Below are 24396 nucleotides of genomic sequence, written 5' to 3' on the forward strand. Positions count from 1 at the left end.
AGCTTGGAAATTGTAAATTGGAAAGGCATTTTAGAGAGTTTGTTATTTGCAGCGGGAGACGAAGGGCTTTCTATAAAACAAATTGTACACGTACTAGAAATTGATAATCTAATGGCCCAAGAGATTGTAGAAGGTTTAACCGATGACCTGAACTCGGATAGTAATAGAGGAATAACGGTTGTTAATCTAGCCGGAACTTATCAGTTGGCTACTAAAAAAGAGAACTCCGCTTATTTAAAAAAACTAGTTGAATCTCCTAGCACAACGACATTATCCCAGGCTGCACTAGAAACACTTGCTATCATTGCGTACAAGCAGCCCATTACTAGAGCAGAGATAGAGGAAATTAGAGGTGTTAAAACAGAACGCCCACTGCAAACTCTAGTAGGTAAAGCGTTGGTGAAGGAAGTAGGTCGTGCAGAGGGTACAGGAAGAGCGATTTTGTATGGTACAACAAAAGAGTTCCTAGACTATTTTGGACTAAGAAGTATTGAAGAACTTCCACCATTACCTGAAAGAGTGGATGAAGATCAAGTACAAGAAGAAGCAGATTTGTTTTTTGAAAAGTTTCAAGAAACAATGGATACTTGAGTTCATGACACAATCATTTAAAAATATGGTAAAATAAATCTATCTTTTTTAGTGCTTCATACATGTATGAAGCACTTTGTCATAGGTTCTATTCATATAATTTGTTATATGAATAATCGTCACATAAACTTATGACATAAACAGTTAACGTGTACATAGTTATATTCATAGATAGGGAAGGATGGTTGTATGTTAGTAAAAGTTTGTAAAGGCTTTGAACTAGAAAAAGAGAAACCAAATACTTCTGAAGACTTTTTTAATAGAAGTGAAGTTACTTTTGAGGAAGATGGTGTTGAAAAAACATTAAGCGTTTTATACGTTCGATTTTTTGAAGAAAAAATGAACGAGTTCACACCATATGAAGAAAATCCTATCATTCAAGATGGTTCAAAACCAGTAGAATTAAAGGATATCGTTGCTCTAGTTTGTTTGATTAAAAATCCTGGTCTCCGCCATCGTAAAAGAATTTATATAAATTCACAAGTTGAATTTGCTTCATATTTTAAGGGGATTGATTACAGCAAATTAGAGACTTTGTTAAAATCATTAGAATCTAATCATTCTTTTAAACTTCAGTCTCCTTTGGAGTTTATATTACAGCCATAAGTGGTATTAGATGTAATAAAGACTGGTACTCTACATTATAATTAGGGGTGTATGACTTGGGAAACTCGATGGTAAAAACTCAACTGGAAGAGGTAAAAAGTTTCTTAACTAGCACGGTAATAGAATTAGAGAATTTCTTAAATGACACGACTCTCTCCCAATTAATGGATGAAAAGTCAGGTGAAGAGGATTATTATAAAACGATTCTTTCTAATTTAAGAAAACTACTTGTGTTCTGTGAAGAGAGTCTAGATGCATGCTCAGTTATTATCCAATCTGATACCTTTCAAAAGGGTGCAGCGGAGAAAACATTGTATCGTATTTACCACCAATGTATAGAGGAATTCTTTTCACCAAAGAACGATGCTTGGTTTGAAGATAGCCGCTCGGCATACACAGGGAAAAACTCCATTAAACCTCATAAAGAAGTGCCAAATAGCATTAAGAACCTTTTGGCAGGTTTAGAGGGAGAATTCCAAAGAATGAGAGAAGAGTTAGAGTATTATGAAACCGATTATCGAACAAAAATGATCCAATCAAAATAAAGCACTAAGACCTCGTTGTGAAAGCGGGGTCTTTTTATTTGTTTAATATACAATGAATATTTGTTGTACGCTACATTTTAATAGTGCCTGGAGCGAAAAGAAACGGTCCAAAATATACGCAGAAACAACAATGATTTAGAAAAAAATTAAAAAAGTTTCCCGGAAAATAATATCATAACCTGTCGATTCACTAGGAAGTAATGACTATAAGTTTATTAAAACAAAGATACGTAACTTAAATGAAACAACCAAGCCCTACTTTCATACGATAGGAAGAACGCTTAGAGGGAGGTTTGGGAAGTGGAACGTTTCCAGAACTACATTAAAGAAGTTATAGATTGGAATGATCATATTAAAACCTTTTTGAATTCTGAGAATATAGATCGTAACGATGATATCTGGGGAAAACTAAATCAGTTAACAGACGTTATTGAAGGGATTTCAAACCCAGCAGAATTAAACCAAGAACAATTATTGAACCTTCAACAACAAGTCGATCACTTGCATGAAGATTTAGAATCGTATTTTACGAAGCGGCAGCAAATAGGTTCCATTTACATGAATGAGCCATTTGTAAATATTGGGGAACATAAGCTACCTCCTTTACCTTATTCGTATGAAGCTCTTGAGCCGTATATATCTAGGGAAATCATGAGGCTACACCATACTAAACATCACCAATCATATGTCGATGGTTTGAATAAAGCAGAGAAAAACTTAAAGGAAGCGAGAACGAAAGGTGATTTTTCCTTAGTGAAGCATTGGTCTAGGGAATTGGCTTTTCACGGATCAGGACATTACTTACACACCATTTTTTGGGATATTATGAAACCAAAAGGGGGAGGGAAACCTAGTGGTGCCCTACTTCAGGAAATCAACAAATATTTCGGTAGCTTTGATGCGTTTAAGAAACACTTTACTGAAGCAGCAAAGGCAGTTGAAGGTGTCGGTTGGGCTTTATTAGTTTGGTCCCCACGCGCAAGACATTTAGAAATTCTTCAATCAGAGCGACATATGCTTTTGACCCAATGGGACACTATTCCAATTCTTGTTTTGGACGTATGGGAGCATGCGTATTATTTACAATACAAGAATGATCGGGCCGAATACGTTAATAACTGGTGGAATATCGTAAACTGGAGAGCGGTTGAAGAACGCTTCGATAAAGCTAGCCAGTTAAAATGGAAGCCTTTTTAAATTAGGATGCTTATTTTAAACCCTTCGCTGTGAAGGGTTTATTATTTTAATATTCAAAAAATGAGGCTTTACCTAAGTTTTTGTCATAACACACCTTGTCCAGCATAAACTTGTACAAATCACAAAAGGAGACGAGGTTTTGTAATGAATTTAAAACTTAAGTTGATCATCTTTTCCCTCATAGTCTCAATAATCATTGCAAATTTTCCACAGAAGGTACAAGCTTCTGTTTCTGTAAGCGCTAGAAATGCTATTTTAATTGAACAAGAAACCGGAAGAATCTTATATGAAAAAGCAGCAAATGAGAAGAGACGGATTGCTAGTATTACCAAAATCATGACGGCTATTATAGCGATTGAGTCAGGAAAGTTGAATGATTTGGCAACAGTTAGTGAGAAGGCTGTTAGAACGGAAGGCTCCGCGATTTATTTAAAACCAAATGAGAAGATTAAATTAGAAGATTTAGTATATGGTCTAATGCTGAGATCTGGGAATGATTCAGCTGTGGCGATAGCTGAACATGTAGGAGGAAGCTTAGAGGGCTTTGTCTATTTAATGAATCAAAAAGCAGAGGAAATTGGTATGAAAAATACGAATTTTGCAAACCCCCATGGGCTAGATGATTCAGACGAACACTATTCCACTGCTTATGATATGGCTATCTTAACTAGATACGCCATGATGAATGATACATATAGAAAAATTGCTGGTACTGAAGTTCATCGTGCTCCGAATCCTAATGATAAGTGGGATAGAGTTTGGAGAAATAAAAATAGATTACTAACTGATTTATATGATTATTGTACAGGTGGAAAGACAGGGTACACAAAGCTAGCTAAACGCACGCTAGTAACAACGGCTACAAAGGATAACATGAATTTAATTGCGGTTACATTAAACGGTCCAGATGATTGGAATGATCATATTTTCATGTATGAAATAGCATTTAAAAATTATGATATGGTACAGGTTTTAGAGGAAGGGATGATTCCAACTATAAAAGATAAGATTTATAAGAATCATGTTTTTCTAGAAAGAAATTTTTCTTATCCAGTGACAAGTGATGAAAGAGATTTATTTAAAGTAGAATACAAACTTTTAAAACCTAAGAAAGAATGGAACGATGAACGAAACGTCCCTGAAGTGGTAGGTAATGCGATTGTTTATTTTGAGGACAAGGAAGTAAAGAAAGTTCCAATCTATTATAAGATGCAGGAAGAAAAGCCGACCTTCATGGATGTTTTCAAAAGTATGTTTACTTTATTTATAGGTGTGAGACCAAATGGTTAATATTATATGGGTTTGTATGACTGTCATCGGGATTATTTTTGCCATGATTAATGGCACAATGAGTGAAGTAAATGAAGCAATCTTTAATGGTGCAAAAGAAGCCGTTACTTTATGTATAGGATTAATTAGTATTCTCGTTTTTTGGCTAGGGATGATGAAAATTGCTGAGCATGCAGGCTTGCTTCAAAAATTAGCTCATTTATTTAGGCCTCTAGTTAGAAAGCTTTTTCCTGACATCCCGAATGACCACCCTGCCATGGGCTACATCTTATCAAATATGATGGCAAACTTTTTTGGTCTAGGTAATGCCGCGACTCCACTTGGAATTAAGGCCATGGAAGAAATGAGGAAATTAAACGGAGATACAACAGAAGCTAGTCGCTCCATGATTACATTTCTTGCTATTAATACATCGAGTTTAACCATTATTCCAACAACCGTTATAGCCATTCGAATGAATTATGACTCTGCAACGCCAACCGATATCGTTGGACCTACATTAATTGCCACTTTCTGTTCTACTGTTGGAGCGATATTAATTGATCGATATTTCTATTATAGAAGAACTCGCAAAGGGGTGAAGAAGTAATGGGCATTGTCTCAACGATTTCCCTTTGGTTAATTCCGATTATGATTGGTTTTATATTATTGTATGGGACTTATAAACGTGTACCAACCTATGAAAGCTTTGTTGAAGGAGGAAAGGAAGGAATAAAAATTGCCGTATCAATTATTCCCTTCCTTGTCGGTATGTTGGTTGCTATCTCTGTATTCCGTGCATCCGGGGCTCTAGGTTTCTTAATGGAGTTCCTACGTCCGGTCTTACAGGCAATAGGTGTTCCTGCAGAGATTGCGCCACTTGCTATTATTAGACCTATTTCAGGAACTGCTGCACTTGGAATGACAAGTGATTTAATAGGCACATATGGACCTGACTCGTATATTGGAAGACTTGCAGCAGTATTACAAGGAAGCACAGATACCACCTTTTATATCTTAACCGTCTACTTTGGAGCAGTAGGAATCAAAAAAATGGGAGATGCTCTAAAAGTGGGGCTCCTAGCTGACTTAGTAGGAATCATTGCATCCATCGTAATCGTTACAATTGTATTTGGTGGGTAATTGAATAGATCATATAAGTTTAGACTGTAGACAAGTTCGTGGATATTGAATTTGTCTACAGTCTTTTTATTTAGTTTAGACAAATAGCTCATCTTGCTAGCAAAGTGAATCCTCTATGACTGAAGACTCTTAGTAGGTTAGTATTAACCCTAAAGTAGACCTACTAACTATTTATTATGAGTAAGTTAGTTGATTGGAGCGGAAGGTGCTTGACTCCTGGGGGATTAGAGTTACAGTCGAGACCCCACAGGAGCTTGCGACGAGGAGGCTCGACGAACGCCCCCCGGAAAGCAAGCACCTGGAGCGCAAATCAACCTTTCACGTACAGAATAGGTTTTAAACTTTATGATTAATATCATTCATTATGCGAAAAAAGCCTTTTAAAACCATATGTCTAAACATGAAAGTTAATGTTGGTTACTTTGAAATCAAGTCGATATATGTCATAATGCATAAAGATAGAAAAATTGAATGGAATTAATTATAGAGGTGACATATGGAAAGACTTCAAAAAGTAATTGCAGCAGCTGGCTTTGCGTCTAGAAGAAAGGCTGAAGAATTAATATTGCAAGGTCAAGTTAAAGTAAACGGTAAAGTAGTGAAAGAGTTAGGTGTTAAAGTATCACCAAGCGATAGGGTAGAAGTAACAGGAATTCCCGTCGAAAGGGAAGAACCTATCTACTTTATGCTATATAAACCTAGAGGGGTCATCTCTAGTGTCAGTGATGACAAAGGTAGAAAAGTTGTTACAGATTTCTTTCATGAATACAAACAAAGAATCTATCCTGTTGGAAGACTAGATTATGATACATCAGGATTATTATTATTAACAAACGATGGTGAGTTTGCAAATTTACTTATGCACCCAAAAAATGAAATAGAAAAAGTTTATGTTGCAAAAATAAAAGGAATTCCTCCTCGTGAAAAAATTAGAAGCTTAGAAAAAGGAATCCGTTTAGAGGATGGTAAAACGGCTCCTGCAAAGGCAAAAGTGTTAAGCATCGATAAGAAAAAACAAACGGCAATTGTTGAGTTGATTATTCATGAAGGAAGAAACCGACAAGTACGTAGAATGTTTGAAGCTATTGGACATCCGGTTCTTAAACTTAAAAGAGAGAGATACGGTTTGCTAACTCTTCAAGGTCTTAGTGTTGGAGATGCGAGAGAACTCTCACCACATGAAGTAAAACAACTTCGTACATTAGCAAGTAAAAAGTAAGCTTGGTTTTAGGTTTCTTTCTCCCAATACTTACTATTTGTGGCATGAAAAAATTCATAGAAGTGTCACACTTACTTCACAATGATAACAATATGTGTATGTTGAAAAATGATATAATAGGAACCAATGTGTTCATTTTGTTTTTACAGGGGGATGCTTATGAAGAAACAGCGTTTAGTGATGCGCACGGTGATCCTAATATTACTAGCTGCTGCGGTTGGCTATACTTTATATGCAAATTTTACAAAAGATGAAGTTGAAAGGGTTGCTAAAGGAAAGATAGCACCCGATTTTGTTTTAACCGATTTGAATGGACAAAAACACCGCTTGTCCGATTATGAAGGTAAGGGAGTTTTCTTGAATTTCTGGGCTACCTGGTGTAAGCCTTGTGAAAGAGAAATGCCTTATATGAATAATCAATATCAAAATTATAAAGACCAAGGTGTAGAAATAATTGCTGTCAATGTGGCGGAGTCCGATGTGGCAGTAAAAGAATTTGCAAACCGATATCAACTACAATTTCCTATAGTTATAGATAAAGATCAACAAGTCATGACAGCATATGGGGTTAATCCTTTACCTATTACCTTCTTAATCGATAAAAATGGTGAGGTAGTAGATGTGCATAGAGGGGAAATACCTACTGAAGAGCTGCTAATTGAGCTGTTAGAAAAGATAAAACCCTAAGGGGTATGAGGAGTATTTACAATGAACGAAGTAAAGTGCGAGTGTGGACATGTAAATCCACATGGAACGATTCTTTGTGAAGCATGTGGAAAAGTATTCGAGGAACAAAGTAATGACGACAAAAAGCTACTGGATATGAGATATGAAGGAAGCGCACGTCGTTCACAAACCTACAATAAAACATTTATTGATAAAATATGGAACTTCTTCTCATCAGTAAAAGTAGGTGTATGGTTAATTGTTATTACCCTAGTTGCTTCAGCACTTGGAACCGTACTCCCTCAAGAGATGTATATTCCACCTGTTATGCCTGCTTCAGAGTATTATGAAGACCAGTATGGGTGGTTTGGAAAACTATATTATGATTTAGGTTTTCATAACCTTTATAGTTCGTGGTGGTATTTAATTTTAGTAGCGTCAATAGGTGTGTCACTTGTAATCTGTAGTCTTGATCGAGTCATACCATTGTATCGTGCACTAAAAGCACAAAAAGTAACCAGACATGATGGATTTTTAAAAAGACAACGTGTATATGGTGTTACTCAATTAAACAATAGTGAAAAACCATACGATACTATTAAGGAAAGATTAAAACTAAAACGATATCATATTCGTGAAGAAGACGGTAATCTTTTAGCGGAAAAAGGGCGTTTTTCTCGCTGGGGCCCTTATGTAAACCATGTTGGATTAATTATTTTTTTAATCGGTTGTATGCTTAGATTTGTCCCTGGGATGTATGTGGATCAAATTCTTTGGATTCGTGAAGGAGAAACAAAAGTTATCCCTGGAACAGATAGCGAGTACTTCTTGAAGAATGAAAAGTTCACAGTTGAAGTGTACGACAAAGAAAAGGATAAAGAAGTATTTAATAAAGCACTTGAGAAGTCAGGAATGGTAGCGAAAAACTATCAAAGTGACGTCGTTCTTTACAAAAAGAAAGGCGAAACAGTAGCAGGGGAAGAGGCTGAGCTTGAAAAGGTAAAGGATTATAGTATCCAAGTAAATAAGCCTTTAAAATTTGAAAAGTTTGCTTTGTACCAAGTAGATTACAAGCTAAATGAATTAAATAAAATGTCTTTCAAATTAATTAATAAAGAGACGGAAAAAGAGTTTGGTAGTCTGACTGTAGATTTATATAATCCCCAAACAGAGTATGAACTTGAACCTGGTTATTCTGTAAATATTATTAGTTACTTCCCAGATTTTCAGTTTGGAGAAGATGGCAAACCAATGACTAAGTCTCGAATTCCAAATAATCCAGCTTTTGTTTTTGAAATGTTTACTCCAGATAAGCCTGAAGGGGAAAGAAGTTTTGTTGCTATACGACAAAATATAGAGCCTTTTGGAGATAATGAGTATAAAATGGCCTTTAATGGGATTGAGACAAAACATGTTTCAGCCCTAACAGTGCGTAAGGATTTAACCCTTTGGACTATTGGAATTGGCGGAGCCATCTTTATGATTGGTGTCATCCAAGGTTCATATTGGAATCATCGTAGAATTTGGATCCGTAGGAAAGATGGAGAGGTAATCGTCGCAGCACATACGAATAAAAACTGGTTCGGAATAAAGAAAGAACTTCAGGTTGTTTTAGACGGTACCGGGATAGAAGAGCCTATAGACCAATCAATTGATGAAAAAAAAGTAAATGAAGAGAAAGTCGGATAGGGGGAATAAAGGTTGGTCACTTTAAGTGCAAATCTTTTATATATAGCTTTTTTTCTTTATTTAATCGCTGTGCCATTGTTTGGAGGAGCCATTAGACAAAAGAAAAATCTAAAAAATAATGACAAGCCTAATAGAGCAGCTAATATTGCCATTGTTGTATCTATTTTAGGTTTTATCTCTCAATTAGGATATTTTATTACAAGATGGATAGTTGCAGGACACGCACCTGTTAGTAATTTATTTGAGTTTACTGCTTTCTTTGGAATGTGTTTAGTAGGGGCATTTATTGTTATTTATTTTATATATCGAACACCAGCCCTAGGCCTATTTACGATGCCAATTGCTTTACTAATTATTGCATATGCTAGTATGTTCCCAAGAGACATTTCTCCACTCATTCCAGCTCTTCAGAGTGATTGGCTTCATATCCATGTAACGACAGTCGCTCTTGGTCAAGCTATACTTGCTGTAAGTTTTGGTGCGGCATTAATTTATTTAGTAAAAGTTGTGGATCAGACAAAAACTACAAAGAGTTCGACATGGCTTGAAGTGGTTATGTTTGGATTAATTGCAACACTTGGATTTATTTTAGTTACTTCAACATTTTCTGTTCAAGGCTATCAAGCAGACTTTAATTGGATTGATAAAAATGGTAACGAATCAAAAATGGAGTATCGTATCCCTGCATTAATCGGACCAAACGATGGAGCTCTTTTAACAGAAGGAAAATTTGAGCCATTAGTAGAAGTACCAGCTTTCGTTAATGCAAAGAAACTAAATACAGTAGTATGGTCTTTAGCAGTTGGACTAATTTTATATGGTTTATTTAGATTAATTCTTAGAAAACGAATTGGTGCAGCATTAAAACCATTAACAAAGAATATCAACTTAGATTTAATTGATGAAATCAGTTACCGCTCTGTATTAATTGGTTTCCCAGTATTTACGTTAGGTGGACTTATTTTTGCGATGATTTGGGCCCAAATTGCTTGGACTCGTTTCTGGGGATGGGATCCGAAAGAAGTATGGGCACTAATTACTTTCTTATTTTACGCAGCCTTTTTACATTTACGTCTATCAAAAGGCTGGCATGGAGAAAAATCAGCATGGCTTGCCGTGATAGGTTTCATTATTATCATGTTTAACCTAGTTGCTGTAAACCTAGTTATTGCTGGTCTTCATTCATACGCTGGCTCTTAATAAATGAATTGTATATGCCTTCACTTTTTCAATAGTGAAGGCTCTTTTTAAAATAATGAAAGCATACCAAGGGGGATTATCTATATGGAAAAAGACGTGAAAATTTTAGTTGTTGATGACGAGGAAAGAATTCGCCGTTTATTAAAAATGTATCTAGAGCGTGAAAACTATGCTATCGAGGAAGCAGAAGATGGAAATGAGGCATTAAGTAAAGCCTTATCAAATGACTATGACGTTATCCTTTTAGACTTAATGATGCCAGGTAAAGATGGGATAGAAGTTTGTCGCGAGTTAAGAGAGAAAAAAGCAACACCTGTAATCATGTTAACGGCAAAAGGGGAAGAAGTGAACAGAGTCCAAGGTTTTGAAGTGGGGACAGATGATTACATTGTTAAACCGTTTAGTCCTAGAGAAGTGGTTTTAAGGGTAAAAGCATTGCTTCGTCGCTCATCTAAAACAACCTATTTACAAACGGAAACAACAACAAAAGACGTGATCGTTTTCCCTCATCTAACAATAGATAATGATGCTCATCGTGTTTTAGCAGATGGAAGAGAAGTCAGCCTTACACCTAAAGAATATGAATTACTTTACTTCTTAGCAAAATCACCGGATAAAGTGTTTGATCGTGAACAGCTTTTAAAAGAAGTATGGCATTATGAATTCTTTGGTGACCTTAGAACAGTTGATACACATGTTAAACGCTTACGTGAGAAACTTAATAAAGTGTCTGAGCAGGCAGCTCGTATGATTGTTACCGTTTGGGGCGTCGGTTATAAGTTTGAGGTTGTCAATGAATGATGTTCTGGCGAAGTGTCGTAGGTAAACTTTGGTTTACGATTTTATTACTAGTTTCCTTTTTATTATTTATCTTAACCGTTATGCTTTTAGAGTTTTTTGAAAATTATCATATAAGAGAAACAGAAAGAGACTTAACAAATACAGCCTTTAATATTGCTCATTTCTTAGAAGACCAAGAGTTAGACATTGGGTTAGAGATCTCATGGGAACTTCTTGATGAGGTAACTGGTGCTATGGTTATGAAGAATAAAAATGAGTATTATTATTCTCCTAATAGCGCGAGCATAGCGGAATTACCAATAAAATCTATGGTAGAAGATGAACAGCTCTCAAAAGTCTTTACTAATCGAGACACGGTTAAAAAGATTGTTACTGCTCCAAACCCTGAATATTCAGAAGACGCTCGTACGTTAATTATTGGGGTACCGATTAAACAAAAAGAAGGGGAAACAGGAGCGGTCTTTATCTTCCAATCATTGCAGGTTATGCAAGAGACTACTAGATCCACAACGAAGTTTATTATATTAGCTGCAGGTGTTGCTATTATATTAACGACGATATTTGCCTTTTTCTTATCCACTCGTATTACAGCACCTCTTAGAAAAATGAGAGAGGCTGCATTTGAAGCAGCGAGAGGGAAATTTGATACAAAAGTCCCGATTTTAACAAATGATGAAATCGGAGAACTGGCTACTGCCTTTAATCAGATGGGCAGGCAGTTGAAATTTAATATGAATGCTCTTAGTCAAGAAAAAGAACAGCTTTCTAGTATCTTAAGCAGCATGGCGGATGGAGTATTAACTTTTAACAGAGATGGAACGATATTAATCACGAATCCGCCAGCGGAGAGGTTCCTACAGAACTGGCATTACGATCAAGGGGAAATGTCGTCAAAAACAGAAGCAATTCCTTCTGAAATAATGGAACTGTTTCAACTTTCCGTTAATACAGAGAAAGAACAAATCGGGGAAATTTCTGTACAAGGTAGATTTTGGGTCATTATTGTTACACCACTATATAATAATAAGTTTATACGAGGTGCTGTTGTTGTCTTAAGGGATATGACGGAAGAGAGACAATTAGATAAACTTAGAAAAGACTTTATTGCCAATGTTTCTCATGAACTAAGGACTCCTATTTCCATGATGCAAGGTTATAGTGAAGCAATTGTTGATGATATTGCAGAGAGTGAAGATGAGAAAAAAGAAATGGCTAAGGTTATTTATGATGAGTCTTTAAGAATGGGTAGATTAGTAAATGAGCTATTAGACTTGGCTAGAATGGAAGCAGGTCATATTCAATTAACGATTGAGGAAATTGAGATTAACTCTTATCTACAAAGAATTATTCGTAAGTTTCAAGGCCTTGCCAAGGAAAAAGGCATTCATTTAACTGAAACCCTCGAGACTAAAGAGACTTATTATTACTTTGATCCTGATAGAATTGAACAAGTGCTAACGAATCTTATAGATAATGCTATTAGACATACCCCAGATGGTGGAGCGGTTACCATTATGACAAAAAGCGATGCAAAAGGATTGTTAGTATCCGTGAGTGATTCTGGTTCAGGAATTCCCGAAGAGGATTTACCATTTGTATTTGAGCGCTTTTATAAAGCGGATAAAGCTAGAACAAGGGGACGTTCTGGAACTGGACTCGGCCTTGCAATTGCTAAAAATATTATAGACAGTCACAAAGGTCATATCAGTGTACAAAGTAAATTGGAACATGGAACGACATTTTCCTTCTTTTTACCTCGAAATAACGAATAAAATAGAAAATGTTGCCGATTGTTCTTGATTCATGAGAAACATTATGGAACATGTATCTTTTTAAAGATAGTAGGAAGGGTGCTAAGTAACCCTTCCTTTTTTAATAGAAAAATAATATAGTTAAAGTGTAACTTTATAAATACATATTACGACTAATTAAATGAACGGGGAGGGGAACAGATGGACTCCGTTTTCGACGAATTATACTCAAAATACCACCATGATATATTTCAATTTCTTTTTTATATGGTTAAAAACCGGGAGCAGGCTGAAGACTTAGTTCAAGAAGTTTATATTCGTGTTTTGAAGTCTTATAAACAATTTGAGGGGAAAAGCAGTGAAAAGACTTGGTTATTTTCAATTGCAAGGAACGTAGCCATTGATTCTTTCCGTAAACAAAAGGGTTGGAAGCAAAGAATTATGGAAAAGTTCGATTGGTCTACTCAGCAAGTAAAGGATGATAATCCCATTCCTGAAGAGATTGCCCTTCGCAAGGAAGAGTACCAATTGATTTATAAGTGTTTAGACCATTGTACAGTTGATCAAAAAATGGTTGTTATTATGAGATATATTCAGGATCTATCTATAGCTGAAACAGCAGAGACTTTAGGTTGGACAGAGAGTAAAGTAAAGACTACACAGCACCGAGCACTAAAGGTGTTAAAGAAAGAAATGGCAGAAATGATGGAAAAGGAGGGGACTGATATTGAAAAAGTCAGAGTGGAGCGATAAGCAACTTGAAGAACTTCTTCGTGAAATGCCAAAAATTGAAGATCATCGCGATCCTCGTGACATTTATCAAAATGTAGCTTCTAAACTAAAGAAACGTCAACAAAGAACATGGGTTGTTCCATCCATCGCAACTGTAGCTGCAGCTGCTTTATTCCTTATCCTTTCTCCAAATCTTATGAATTGGGAACAATCTACTGATCGATCTGTGGAAAGTCTTGATCAGTCTAATTCTGCAGTTGAGATGAAGATGGTCCAAAACAATGAAGCTAAAGATTCAAACATAGAATCAATAGAAGAAGAGGAACTAAAGGATGATGCACAAGGAGTATCCATCCAAAAAGATGATACAGAATCAAACAAAAGAGTCTTAACAGTTGAGGAAATGCGAAAGACTGCAGTATATGAACAGGATGCAGAAGGAAATGAAGTGTTTACGTATGCCATTCCTGATCAGAATGCCCAGTTAGTTGTCCCTGTAAGTGTTGTTGTCCCGAAAGTGGAAGGAAAAACTAAATTCACTACCTTTGAGGAATGGATGGCAAAACTATCTGAACAAGAGTGGGGGTTAACTGATTATTATCCTTTAAACGCTTCTTTACAATATGATGATGAATCTAAGGTACTCAATATCGATGTACCAAAAGACCATCAATATGGTATAGGCAGTGCAGAACAGACATCCTTTTTGAAAATTTTAAATGATACTCTATACATGATGAATATCGAAAAAGTTTCTCTAACTACTGAGGGATCACCAGGTATTATGTTTGATAATTACGGGATGAAAGAGGAAATAACGGTACAACCAACTAGTAACCATGCCTATTATTTTTTCTATCCAAATACAGAAGAAGAGAAACCTTATCTTGTGCCTACAAATGAAACCTTTAATAGTGTAGAAGAAGCATTGCAAAAAATGAAAGAACCGATGGAGGAATTAGGGCTCACGCCTTCCATTCCAAGTGATATTAACTTTGAAGTTATCCCTTCTAAATCAAAAGATCTTTTAGTTATTCAATTAGATAGTAATTCCAAATTAACAGATGACTCATCGACTTTGTATATGATTGAAGCCATATTATTAACTGCAAAGGACTTTAATTATCAAAAAGTAAAAATAGAAAACTCTAACTTAGCTCAAATTGGAGATTTTATATTCAACGAAGAATGGAAAGTACCTGTTGCTCCAAATAAGCAAACAGTCACTGAGTAACATGGAAAAGGCCAGTTTAAATGCTGGGCTTTTTTTGTTGCTCAAAATTCATTCCTAAGTCCTATTTATTACACTAGTATTTAGAGAAATATTGTCAATAAGTAGGAAAAGTTTAAGATTTTGCATAAAAAAAATACTAAAGTCCAAATAATAACAAATGTGTTTTAACAGCAAAAAATTGCTTGAAAACCAAAGGGAATGTTTGAGTGGAAAAAGGAGGTTTAGTAGTGTTGTCGTATAGTACTTTCTTTTAATGAGTTCTAAAAAAATACATGTCTACATATCGTGAAAAAGAGAGTACAAGTACAAGGAGGAAAAGAATGCGAGACTACATAAGGTGTATTATGATTGCAAGTATGTTTGCAATATGTGTAAGTGTGTTATTTCTCGGCGGTAAGCACTCTCAAGCAGCCACGAATATAAAAGATGCGACTGACCATTGGATATGGCCGGCTGATGGTATCATTACTGATACATTCGGGACGAGACAAGGTAATCATAAAGGAATAGATATAGCGGGGGATTATGGAACCCCTATTTATACAGTAGATGACGGTGTTGTAACAAAATCTTATTATTCGTACTCTTACGGTCATGTTGTGTTCGTTAGACATAATAATCACATGGAGACCGTATATGCTCATCTAAAAAGTAGAAATGTAAAAGAGGGTCAAAAGGTTTCACAAGGTCATTTAGTAGGTGAAATGGGAAGTACTGGTGATTCATCAGGTGTTCATCTACATTTTGAAGTTCATCAATCAGAATGGACTTTGAATAAAGAAAACGCTATTAATCCTGTATTAGCACTAAATGAAGTAAAAATAGGAGAAGTAGTTACCGTTTTTAAATCGATAAAAGACTCGGATGTACTAGCAGCGAATGGAAAAATGGACACAGCTGAAGTGGAGGAACTTTTACAAAAGGGGCATGTTCATGAGGGTGTCAATCTAGGAACAGACATAGAGGCAAATGAAACAAGTAATAAAGATATTGAGGAACAAAAGGTCATACATATTGTTAAATATGGAGAATCTTTATGGACGATTGCAAAAAAGTATGAAACAACTGTAGATGACATCCTTAGTACAAACAAGATAAATGGTGAGTTAATTCAACCAAACCAAAAAATTATCATTCCCAATCAGGAACAATATGTGGTTAAATCAGGTGATACGTTAAGTTCAATTGCTGCGAAAAGTAATATGACTGTTAATCAAATAAAAACTCATAACGAACTAACAAGTGATACGATAAAACCTGAACAAGTTCTAATTTTGCAAAAATGATATTGATGCTAGTCTCCTTTAAGTGTATAATGGGAAAAAATTTAAAGGGGACTGGATTCGTGCTGACTGACTATCATAATCATTTAGAAACGGGAACGTTAACATTAGAGTATTTAACTAAGTTTACTGATATGGCTAAGCAAAAAGGAATTGAGCACTTTGGAATTTCCGAACATGCTTATCATTTTTATCAAACAGCTGATATTTTGAGTAATCCTTGGGTAGAAGAGCGCAGATACTATGATATGAGTGATTATGTTAATCTTTTTCAGGAAGCATGGAAACAGAATATTGATGTAAAGATGTCAATAGAAATGGATTACACTCCAGGTAAGCATGGTGAGATGGAGAAATTCATAAAGACATATGATTTTGATTATGTCATTGGTTCAATACATTGGGTGGATACCTTTGGAATTGACTTGGCTGAATTTAAACACGAATGGGACCGGAGAGATTTATTCGACACGTATAGGAAGTATTTTGATCAAGTGGTTACTTTAGCACAATCCAATCTATTTGATATTGTAGGGCATTTAGATTTAGTGAAAATCTTTAAATATGTTCCCGAGGACGAAGAATTCCTATTAGAGCAATATGAACGTGCAACCGATGCTCTTGCAAATTCTAAAACATGTGTTGAAATTAGTACAGCAGGATTAAGAAAGCCAGTTGGACAACTGTATCCTGACAAAAGACTTCTTCAAAAGTGCTTTGATAAGAAAATACCGATAGTCTTGTCTTCTGATGCGCATTTTCCAGAACATGTTGGAGCAGACTTTGACCAAGCCATTGCACTCGCAAAAGAAGTAGGATATGAAAAGATCATGACTTTCTCCAAAGGGAAGAGAACGGAATATACAATAGGTTAGTAGTTTTGTAATAAGTAAAGTCGTAGGGATGCCTACGACTTTTGTGTTTATATTAGCTTGTTTTGTACTAATTAATACGAATACGGTTGAGTGAAACAATGTCATCAAGACTTGTTAACGATGTTAGAGATTCATCATCCAACGGTTTATCAAAAGATAACACCATGATTGCTTCTCCCCCAACTTGTTTTCTTCCTACTTGCATCGTTGCAATATTTACTTCATTATCTCCCAGTATTTTACCTACACGACCAATGACTCCTGGTCGGTCCATATGTTGAATGTACAGTAAATTTCCCTCAGGATGAAAATCAATGTTAAAGTCATTTAAATACACAATTCTAGGGCCGTAATGATCAATGTATGTTCCTCTTATTGAATAATGTTGTTTTTCACCTTTTGCTGTAACCGAAATTGCATTGGCATATCCAAAGGAATTAGTAGAAATTTTCTCTCCTATTGTAATTCCACGTTCTTTTGCTGTCAGGAGTGCATTTACTTCATTTACGTGTACATCGATTCGGTTCTTAAAGAATCCTGCTAAAAGTGCTTTCGTTAAATAGGACGTTTCCAAATCGGATACGGTGCCAGAATAGGTTATCGATAATTCATCAATGCCTTCTTTTATGCACTGAGACAGTATTAATCCTATTTTTGTTGATAAGTGATGAAACGGGCGAATTTTTTCAAAAATGTCTCTAGACATAGCTGGGAGGTTAATAGAGTTAGACACTGGTTTATCTTCAAAATACGTTCTTACTTCCTTAGCAACCTGTGTTGCCACATTTAATTGAGCCTCTTTTGTTGAGGCTCCTAAATGTGGAGTAACGATAACATTATCAAATTTAAATAACTGATGTTCTCCAGGAGGTTCGGTTACAAAGACATCGATAGCGGCTCCTGCAACGTGACCATTTCCTAGGAACTTAGCAAGTGCATCTTCATCAATAATCCCACCACGTGCACAGTTTAAAAAGTATACACCTTTCTTTGTTTTAGCTAGTGTATCTTCATTAATTAGACCTTTAGTTTGAGGTGTGAGAGGAGTATGAACCGTAATGATATCAGCTAGTTCCAAGACTTCATCTAATGAGCTTGATTCTACACCAAGTTTGTTTGCTCTTTCTTTCGTTAAGAAAGGATCGTACACATGGACAGACATACCAAAGACTTTAGCTCTTTTAGCTAACTCTGAACCGATTCTGCCCATTCCTAGAATTCCTAACATTTTTCCATATAGTTCGGTACCGATAAAGTCATTTCGACGCCATTCTAAGTTTTTTACAGATTGGTGAGCTTGAGGGATGTTTCTCATTAAAGAAGCCATCATGGCAAAGGTGTGTTCTGCAGTTGAAATAGTATTTCCATCAGGGGCATTTACAACAATAATGCCACGTTTAGTTGCAGCTGTAACATCAATGTTATCAACCCCAACACCGGCACGAGCAATGATTTTTAATTGAGGCATTTTTTCTAAGAGGTCATTTGTTACTTGTGTGGCACTTCTGACTAGCAGGGCATCGACTTTATCTAATTCCACATCCGGATCTGTTACTTTTTTGATAATTAATTGGCCATTTTTAAAGTCTAAGAGTGGTTGTAATCCGTCTTCGCTAATAGCATCAGCTACTAATATTTGATACATAAAGAACCCCCTGTAAATATGTATTGTAATTTTCTGATTATTTTACAAGACGAATATTTAATTGTCAATTGGTGAAAATGTTCATGTTTAAAATGAAAACGCTTTAAAATGTAAAAGGATGCGTTTTATTTATTATTAAGTTTTATTTTTGCGATTAGGAGCTTAGAACATGAGTAAATAAATTGCTTAAATTAATTTGGTTAACATATGTTGCCCGTTAATTTCCGCTCCAGGCACTTGCTTTCCGCAGGGAAGAATTAAAGAAAAAATCCAAAACCCGATTTTTTCAAAGAGCAAATTCTTCCTCGGGAGGGATGGGAGCCTCCTCGGCGTGCCGCCATGCGTGAGTCTCCCATTCCCTCTATCCCTGCAGGAGTCAAGTGCCCTCCGCTCCAATCAACTCAGTGATTTTAAGCTAAAATACCTTTGCTTACAATGATTCAATATCATTAATGTTCGGATATTATAAAAAGATTTATTTTCTAACACCTACCAAACAATCAAAAAAACACGCAGATTATAAATTCTGCGTGCTGTTAATGGTTATCCTCTTGCATTAAATACATCTGTTAAAATAGGTACGATTTGTTTCTTACGTGAGACTACACCTTTTAATAAAGCTTTGTTGTTTTCAAGTGTAACGTTGTATGCTTTCTCAACAGCATCTGTCGCTTGACCTAAAGCTAATGCTGTGGAGTCATTGTTAAGAATATCGGTTACTACTAATAAGAATAAATCTAAGTTTTTATTTTCGATATTTTGGTTCAGTGCTGCTTCTAGTTCGTCTTGTTTTGATAGAACATCTTGTACATCAACCGCGTTTACTTGAGCAATTTCTACCTTGGAATTACCCATTTGGAATTCTTTCGCATCAAGTGAAATTAGTTGCTCGACTGTTTTATCACTTAAGTCCGCACCAGCTTTTAGCATTTCTAAGCCGTATTGTTCAGCATTAACGCCCGCGATTTCCGCTAGTTCTTTAGCTGCATCCACATCTTCCTGTGTGCAGGTTGGAGATTTAAATAATAAAGAGTCAGAGATAATAGCTGAAAGCATTAGTCCAGCAACTTCTTTACGAATTTCTACTCCATTTTCTTTGTACATTTTCTTTAAAATCGTTGCAGTACAACCAACAGGCTCCGCGCGATAATATAGAGGGTCACTAGTTTCAAAATTTGCAATTCTGTGATGATCAATTACTTCAAGTACACGAACTTGATCAATATCATTTGCACTTTGTTGACGCTCATTATGATCCACTAAGATAACTTGATTTACTTCGCTCGCTACTGCTTCAACTAAACGAGGCTGTTTAACTTTAAATGTTTCAAGTGCATAATTTGTTTCACCGTTAATCTCCCCTAGGCGAATAGGTTCAACGTTCATTCCTAGTTCTTTCTTTAATTCAGCGTAAGCGATTGCTGAACAAATAGAGTCAGTATCTGGGTTCTTATGTCCAAAAATAAGTACTTTTTCCATGTTGATCTCCTTTTAAATGGATTTTGTTAATATGTAAAATTTGTGACTGCTGCTAACTTAAATAGCCTAATGAAAACTTGATTAATAATCAGAAGTTCCACCTAATAATTTAACATAAAATTAAGAAGAACCGCAAAAGAAATTATGCTACCTAAGCCGGTTTAGTTTGTTCCAAATTGATCATATTAGTCAATCAAGAATAGTAACTAAACAAACTTATTTCCAAATGAGAATTTGTGCGCTATAATAAAAACGTTAATTAAATATTGGTCTATCTTCGGGGCAGGGTGAAATTCCCGACCGGCGGTGATGAGATATTTTCTCTAAGCCCGCGAGCCTTTTGTTTTGGGCAGGATTTGGTGCGATTCCAAAGCCGACAGTAAAGTCTGGATGGGAGAGGATGGAGGTTCTGCAAACGTTCAAAAAATGTAAGTTTGAACGTTTATTAAGCATACCTTTTTATCTAATCCCTCAAGTGGCAGCTTGAGGGTTTTTGTATAGACTGGTATGTTAAAATTGCTGAACTTTTCTTCTTTAAGCGAGATGGCCTAAAAGGAGAGAGGAAGAAATGAAAAAACTTAATGTTAAAGCTTTAGTTTCAATTGGAATGTTGAGTAGTTTGTCTTACATCTTGATGTTATTGAATTTTCCACTGCCGCCATTTCCACAATTTTTAATGATCGATTTCAGTGATGTACCTGCATTAATTGCCGCCATCATCTTTGGTCCAGTTGCAGGAATACTAGTAGAGTTATTGAAAAACATACTAGATTACTTTATGACAGGTAGTGCGACAGGAGTTCCGGTGGGGCATTTTGCAAACTTCATAGCAGGCATACTATTTGTACTTCCGACTTACTATGTGTACCAAAAGCTTAAAACTACTAAAGGCATGACAATTGCTTTAGTAGTAGGCTCAGTGACAATGGCTGTATTAATGAGTGTATTAAATTATTTTGTCATTTTACCTGCCTATACATTCTTTTTGAATATGCCAGCAATGTCGGGAGCTGAAACTCGTACACTAATCGTAACGGGTATACTACCATTTAATTTAATTAAAGGTGCTTTTATTGCTGTTATCTTTATGCTGTTATTTACTAGAATGAATACATGGATTATGAAGCAAAGTACGTATAAAAGTGCTTAATAAATATAAGTTAACAACAGCAACGATGGAAACGTTGCTGTTGTTTATTTTGTGACAAAAAAAATCCCCTACTAGGGGATTTTTTATTGAATACTATTCAAATTTTAATGCATCGCCATCAAAAGATTCGTCTGCAACTTTAATTGAATCAGTTGGACAGCCTTCGAATGCATCCATCATATCGTCGATTAATACATCAGGAATTTCTACAATCCCTTGGTTGTCGTCAAGAGTAACGAACGCAATGCCTTCATCATCATAATCATAAATATCTGGTGCAGCTGCTCCACAAGCGCCACATGCGATACAAGTTTCTTTGTCTACAATTGTGTATTTTGCCATGAAAAAAAACCTCCCAATGAATTAAAACATTTTTCTCTTAATAGTGTATTCCATTTTAATTTAAATGGAAACGCATTCCTCATCTTTTATTGTAAAGGTGAATGAATAACTTTTCAATAGAAAAAGCATTGAGAATGCTTATCATATAAGGGTTTAGACAACTTTTAGCCTTAAAATAAGGACAGGATGTTTAAAAAAATGTTTTTATTATGTGAAAAATGAATCCTGAACTAAACACACTAGGAAGTTAAAGAAGAATTTACTTCAACTTAATTATTCTATTCGTGATAAAATAGAATTATGTTTAAAGTGAGAAATTTGCATATTAATCACTAACCAGGAGTTAAAATATTTTCTTACAATATTATTACCATGGTTATATTGATTATTTAGTCACAAAAAAATATTATTCCTAAGGTGATTGAATGAACCTTCTATTTATAGAAAAAGTTATCCTATTCTGTTTATATAAAATAGACGGTGAGAGGACCATTTATTCTATATACCACCTGTTAAAAGGCAAGAAGTCTTCCCAAACTTTACAGGATGCCCATCTTTTTCAGCTGTTACCTTATTTTGGTTCCTACCATCAGATAACACGTGAACAGTTAGAATCTATTATTAAAACCTTGCTGAATCAAGGACACATTATGAAAAAACAAGATTCACATGTTTTAGTAACTGAAAAAGGTTTAGAAATTGTAAAACCCTTTTGTAATCAATACCCAATATTAAAATATTTAAACGGCTGGACCTTTCAGTATACAGAAATATTTTGGAGAAGGCTTTCCTTGTTGGTACAAGTTGCATCCAACCTTCAACATGGGGAAACAAGGTATTTGCCGATTCAAAAAGATAGAGAAGTTCAAATTTGGCTTAAGAAATTCTTACTTACTATTCCAGTTAATCGTAGTGAGTTAAGCGAAGTCCTTTTAAAAGAATTAATTGGCTGTTTTGAAAATGAACCTGATTTAGACCCTTCATCTGTCGTTATTAGATTAACAGGTTACAACACAATAGGGTTAACTGATCAACAAGCTGCAGGGGTGTTAAATATAGAGAATAGCTTTTATCATTATAATTTTATTAGTTTATTACATTATATGATTAGCGTCATTTCCACGAATCCTGAATGTTACCCCATATTGTTCTCTATGATTGATAATTTTAATGAGGAGCTTCCACTCACACATTCTACCAAAAGTACTTATAATCTTATCCAAAAAGGCTACTCAATAGAGGAAATAGCCTTTATGAGGAGGTTGAAAATGAGCACCATTCATGACCATATTGTTGAGTTAGCTCTGAACATGAAAAACTTCAGTATAGAACCTTATGTTAACGAAAATGAACAAGCTGAAATATTAGCTGCTGCTAAAATATCTCCCTCAAAACAATTAAAGCAAATTAGACAGTATGTTCAACATATGGATTATTTTAAAATACGCTTAGTCATTTCAAAATTTGGTGATTCAAAATGGAGCTAGAATCACTATTAAAAAAGCATTTTAATTATCATTCATTTAAACATGGACAAAAAGAGGTCATCACTTCTATTTTGTCAGGCTCTCATACGATGGCCATGTTACCAACCGGGACCGGTAAATCACTTTGTTATCAACTGCCTGCTTATTTATTAGAGGGACAGGTACTAATTGTTTCACCTTTATTATCGTTAATGCAGGACCAAGTCGAGCAGCTTATTATTCGTGGAGAGAAAAGAGTGGTAGCTCTTAACTCTTTTCTAGATAAAAATGAAAGAACACAGATCTTTTCACGTCTTGATCAATATAAATTTATCTTTATTTCTCCTGAAATGCTTTCAATTGATTTTGTCGTTCATAAACTTAAACAGCTTAACATTGCTCTTTTTGTAGTGGATGAAGCCCATTGTATCTCCCAGTGGGGTTATGATTTTAGGCCAGATTATATGAAACTTGGAACAGTGAGAGAAAAGCTAGGCAATCCTCTTACGTTAGCTTTAACCGCAACGGCTACAAAAGAGGTCGTTAGTGACATCATTCAGTCACTGAACCTTGAAATGTGGAATGAATTTATTTATTCAGTAGACCGTCCGAATATTTCGATTCGAGTAGAATCGTTAGAAAGTGTTGTTGATAAACAAAAAAAATTAATCGAATTAGTCTCTACCTTACAAGGACCAGGAATCATTTATTTTTCTAGTAGAAGATTAGCAGAGGAAATGGTCGAGTTACTAAGGGGTAGCGGAGTTCAAAAAGTTATGGCCTATCATGGTGGACTTGACCAAGAAAGTCGAATTTTAATCCAACAACAATTTCTTAACGGTCAGCTAGACTTTATTTGCGCAACGAGTGCATTCGGAATGGGCATTAATAAAGAAAATGTCCGCTTTGTCATACATTATCATATGCCTTTGCAGCTCGAGTCCTATTTACAGGAAATTGGTAGGGCCGGCAGGGATGGTAAGGAAAGTATTGCAATACTATTATATATTGCTGGTGATGAACAACTTCCTTATCAATTAGCAGAAAGTGAATTACCCAATGTTAAACAAATTGAATTATGTTTTAAATGGATTCTTAATTGTCCTGACAACCTTTCAAATATAGCGGATTTTGAAGCTGAACTTCGTATTTTAGCAAGGTTAACAGATATACAGTGGAGGATGATTCGAGATTATTTACAATCATTAAATGCTAATGAGTTAAATCTTACCAAATACATGAATGAATTTAAACTTTTTGTCGAACAACGATTGAATATCAAAAGGGATAAAATCAATGAAATTACAAGATGGACAAACTCGATTCAATGTCGAAGAGAAAAAATCTTGAATTATTTTGACGAACAGAAGAAAATGGATATAAGGAATTGTTGTGATATATGTGGAATGGATATGCAGTCTTTTTACAAAAAAGAGAATGAAGCCCATTCAATAGATTTTCAGTTCCATTGGAAAGATTACTTACAAGCCATGCTAACTAAGTGAGTGTACAA

The 24396-nt window shown here is 35.4% G+C and carries 23 protein-coding genes and 1 riboswitch; of the genes, 20 read left to right on the forward strand and 3 right to left on the reverse strand.

Annotation, left to right across the window (positions count from 1 at the left end):
- The first annotated feature begins 3 nt into the window (after positions 1 to 3).
- The 17 genes from scpB (at position 4) to SM124_RS05325 (ending at position 16801) form a co-directional block, all read left to right on the forward strand.
- A complete protein-coding gene (gene scpB, locus SM124_RS05245; RefSeq protein ID WP_322445218.1) occupies positions 4 to 591 on the forward strand; it encodes an SMC-Scp complex subunit ScpB in 588 nt (195 codons plus the stop codon).
- A gap of 189 nt (positions 592 to 780) precedes the next feature.
- On the forward strand, positions 781 to 1197 hold the full coding sequence (locus SM124_RS05250; RefSeq protein ID WP_322445219.1) for a hypothetical protein: 417 nt from the start codon (positions 781 to 783) through the stop codon (positions 1195 to 1197).
- 56 nt (positions 1198 to 1253) lie between these two features.
- A complete protein-coding gene (locus SM124_RS05255) occupies positions 1254 to 1742 on the forward strand; it encodes a YpuI family protein (protein ID WP_322445220.1) in 489 nt (162 codons plus the stop codon).
- 300 nt (positions 1743 to 2042) lie between these two features.
- A complete protein-coding gene (locus SM124_RS05260; RefSeq protein ID WP_322445221.1) occupies positions 2043 to 2939 on the forward strand; it encodes a superoxide dismutase in 897 nt (298 codons plus the stop codon).
- Positions 2940 to 3083: 144 nt separating this feature from the next.
- A complete protein-coding gene (locus SM124_RS05265; RefSeq protein WP_322445222.1) occupies positions 3084 to 4229 on the forward strand; it encodes a D-alanyl-D-alanine carboxypeptidase family protein in 1146 nt (381 codons plus the stop codon).
- Positions 4222 to 4818, forward strand: coding sequence for a nucleoside recognition domain-containing protein (locus SM124_RS05270; protein WP_322445223.1), 597 nt, complete (start codon positions 4222 to 4224; stop codon positions 4816 to 4818). Before SM124_RS05265 ends, SM124_RS05270 begins: the two co-directional genes overlap by 8 nt.
- Complete coding sequence (locus SM124_RS05275) at positions 4818 to 5351, forward strand: spore maturation protein (RefSeq protein WP_322445224.1); 534 nt, start codon at positions 4818 to 4820, stop codon at positions 5349 to 5351. Before SM124_RS05270 ends, SM124_RS05275 begins: the two co-directional genes overlap by 1 nt.
- Positions 5352 to 5847: 496 nt before the next feature.
- On the forward strand, positions 5848 to 6570 hold the full coding sequence (rluB, locus tag SM124_RS05280; protein WP_322445225.1) for a 23S rRNA pseudouridine(2605) synthase RluB: 723 nt from the start codon (positions 5848 to 5850) through the stop codon (positions 6568 to 6570).
- A gap of 159 nt (positions 6571 to 6729) precedes the next feature.
- Entirely contained in the window at positions 6730 to 7257 is a 528-nt protein-coding gene (resA, locus tag SM124_RS05285; protein ID WP_322445226.1) for a thiol-disulfide oxidoreductase ResA, read from the forward strand.
- Positions 7258 to 7278: 21 nt separating this feature from the next.
- Positions 7279 to 8925, forward strand: coding sequence for a cytochrome c biogenesis protein ResB (gene resB, locus SM124_RS05290; protein WP_322445227.1), 1647 nt, complete (start codon positions 7279 to 7281; stop codon positions 8923 to 8925).
- Between the two features lie 12 nt (positions 8926 to 8937).
- Positions 8938 to 10125: a c-type cytochrome biogenesis protein CcsB gene (gene ccsB / locus SM124_RS05295; RefSeq protein WP_322445228.1), complete on the forward strand. Its 1188-nt coding sequence runs from the start codon at positions 8938 to 8940 to the stop codon at positions 10123 to 10125.
- 84 nt (positions 10126 to 10209) lie between these two features.
- Positions 10210 to 10926 (forward strand): response regulator transcription factor, encoded by a 717-nt coding sequence (locus SM124_RS05300; protein WP_322445229.1) that lies wholly within the window; start codon positions 10210 to 10212, stop codon positions 10924 to 10926.
- Positions 10923 to 12698 carry an ATP-binding protein gene (locus SM124_RS05305; protein ID WP_322445230.1) on the forward strand — a complete coding sequence of 592 codons (1776 nt, stop codon included), beginning with the start codon at positions 10923 to 10925 and terminating at the stop codon, positions 12696 to 12698. The genes SM124_RS05300 and SM124_RS05305 overlap by 4 nt, the downstream gene beginning before the upstream one ends.
- Positions 12699 to 12878: 180 nt before the next feature.
- A complete protein-coding gene (sigX, locus tag SM124_RS05310) occupies positions 12879 to 13430 on the forward strand; it encodes an RNA polymerase sigma factor SigX (RefSeq protein ID WP_322445231.1) in 552 nt (183 codons plus the stop codon).
- A complete protein-coding gene (locus SM124_RS05315; RefSeq protein WP_322445232.1) occupies positions 13405 to 14643 on the forward strand; it encodes a GerMN domain-containing protein in 1239 nt (412 codons plus the stop codon). Before sigX ends, SM124_RS05315 begins: the two co-directional genes overlap by 26 nt.
- A gap of 320 nt (positions 14644 to 14963) precedes the next feature.
- Positions 14964 to 15929 carry a peptidoglycan DD-metalloendopeptidase family protein gene (locus tag SM124_RS05320; RefSeq protein ID WP_322445233.1) on the forward strand — a complete coding sequence of 322 codons (966 nt, stop codon included), beginning with the start codon at positions 14964 to 14966 and terminating at the stop codon, positions 15927 to 15929.
- 59 nt (positions 15930 to 15988) lie between these two features.
- Positions 15989 to 16801, forward strand: a complete 813-nt coding sequence (locus tag SM124_RS05325) for a histidinol-phosphatase (RefSeq protein ID WP_322445234.1) — start codon at positions 15989 to 15991, stop codon at positions 16799 to 16801.
- 67 nt (positions 16802 to 16868) lie between these two features.
- Here SM124_RS05325 and serA read toward each other — a convergent pair whose 3' ends face one another.
- Positions 16869 to 18446 carry a phosphoglycerate dehydrogenase gene (serA, locus tag SM124_RS05330; RefSeq protein WP_322445235.1) on the reverse strand — a complete coding sequence of 526 codons (1578 nt, stop codon included), beginning with the start codon at positions 18444 to 18446 and terminating at the stop codon, positions 16869 to 16871.
- A gap of 543 nt (positions 18447 to 18989) precedes the next feature.
- Complete coding sequence (locus tag SM124_RS05335; RefSeq protein ID WP_322445236.1) at positions 18990 to 19925, reverse strand: manganese-dependent inorganic pyrophosphatase; 936 nt, start codon at positions 19923 to 19925, stop codon at positions 18990 to 18992.
- A gap of 269 nt (positions 19926 to 20194) precedes the next feature.
- Positions 20195 to 20331: riboswitch (FMN riboswitch) on the forward strand.
- Between the two features lie 162 nt (positions 20332 to 20493).
- Here SM124_RS05335 and SM124_RS05340 point away from each other — a divergent pair.
- Positions 20494 to 21075: an ECF transporter S component gene (locus SM124_RS05340; RefSeq protein ID WP_322445237.1), complete on the forward strand. Its 582-nt coding sequence runs from the start codon at positions 20494 to 20496 to the stop codon at positions 21073 to 21075.
- Positions 21076 to 21168: 93 nt separating this feature from the next.
- Here SM124_RS05340 and SM124_RS05345 read toward each other — a convergent pair whose 3' ends face one another.
- Entirely contained in the window at positions 21169 to 21417 is a 249-nt protein-coding gene (locus SM124_RS05345) for a ferredoxin (RefSeq protein ID WP_322445238.1), read from the reverse strand.
- A 425-nt stretch (positions 21418 to 21842) separates the two neighbouring features.
- Here SM124_RS05345 and SM124_RS05350 point away from each other — a divergent pair, with 425 nt between their 5' ends.
- Positions 21843 to 22904 carry a YpbB family protein gene (locus SM124_RS05350; protein WP_322445239.1) on the forward strand — a complete coding sequence of 354 codons (1062 nt, stop codon included), beginning with the start codon at positions 21843 to 21845 and terminating at the stop codon, positions 22902 to 22904.
- Positions 22895 to 24388 (forward strand): RecQ family ATP-dependent DNA helicase, encoded by a 1494-nt coding sequence (locus SM124_RS05355; protein WP_322445240.1) that lies wholly within the window; start codon positions 22895 to 22897, stop codon positions 24386 to 24388. Before SM124_RS05350 ends, SM124_RS05355 begins: the two co-directional genes overlap by 10 nt.
- Positions 24389 to 24396 lie beyond the last annotated feature (8 nt).

The sequence above is a fragment of the Robertmurraya mangrovi genome (assembly GCF_034427655.1).
GTDB classification, from domain to species: Bacteria; Bacillota; Bacilli; order Bacillales; family Cytobacillaceae; genus Robertmurraya_A; species Robertmurraya_A mangrovi.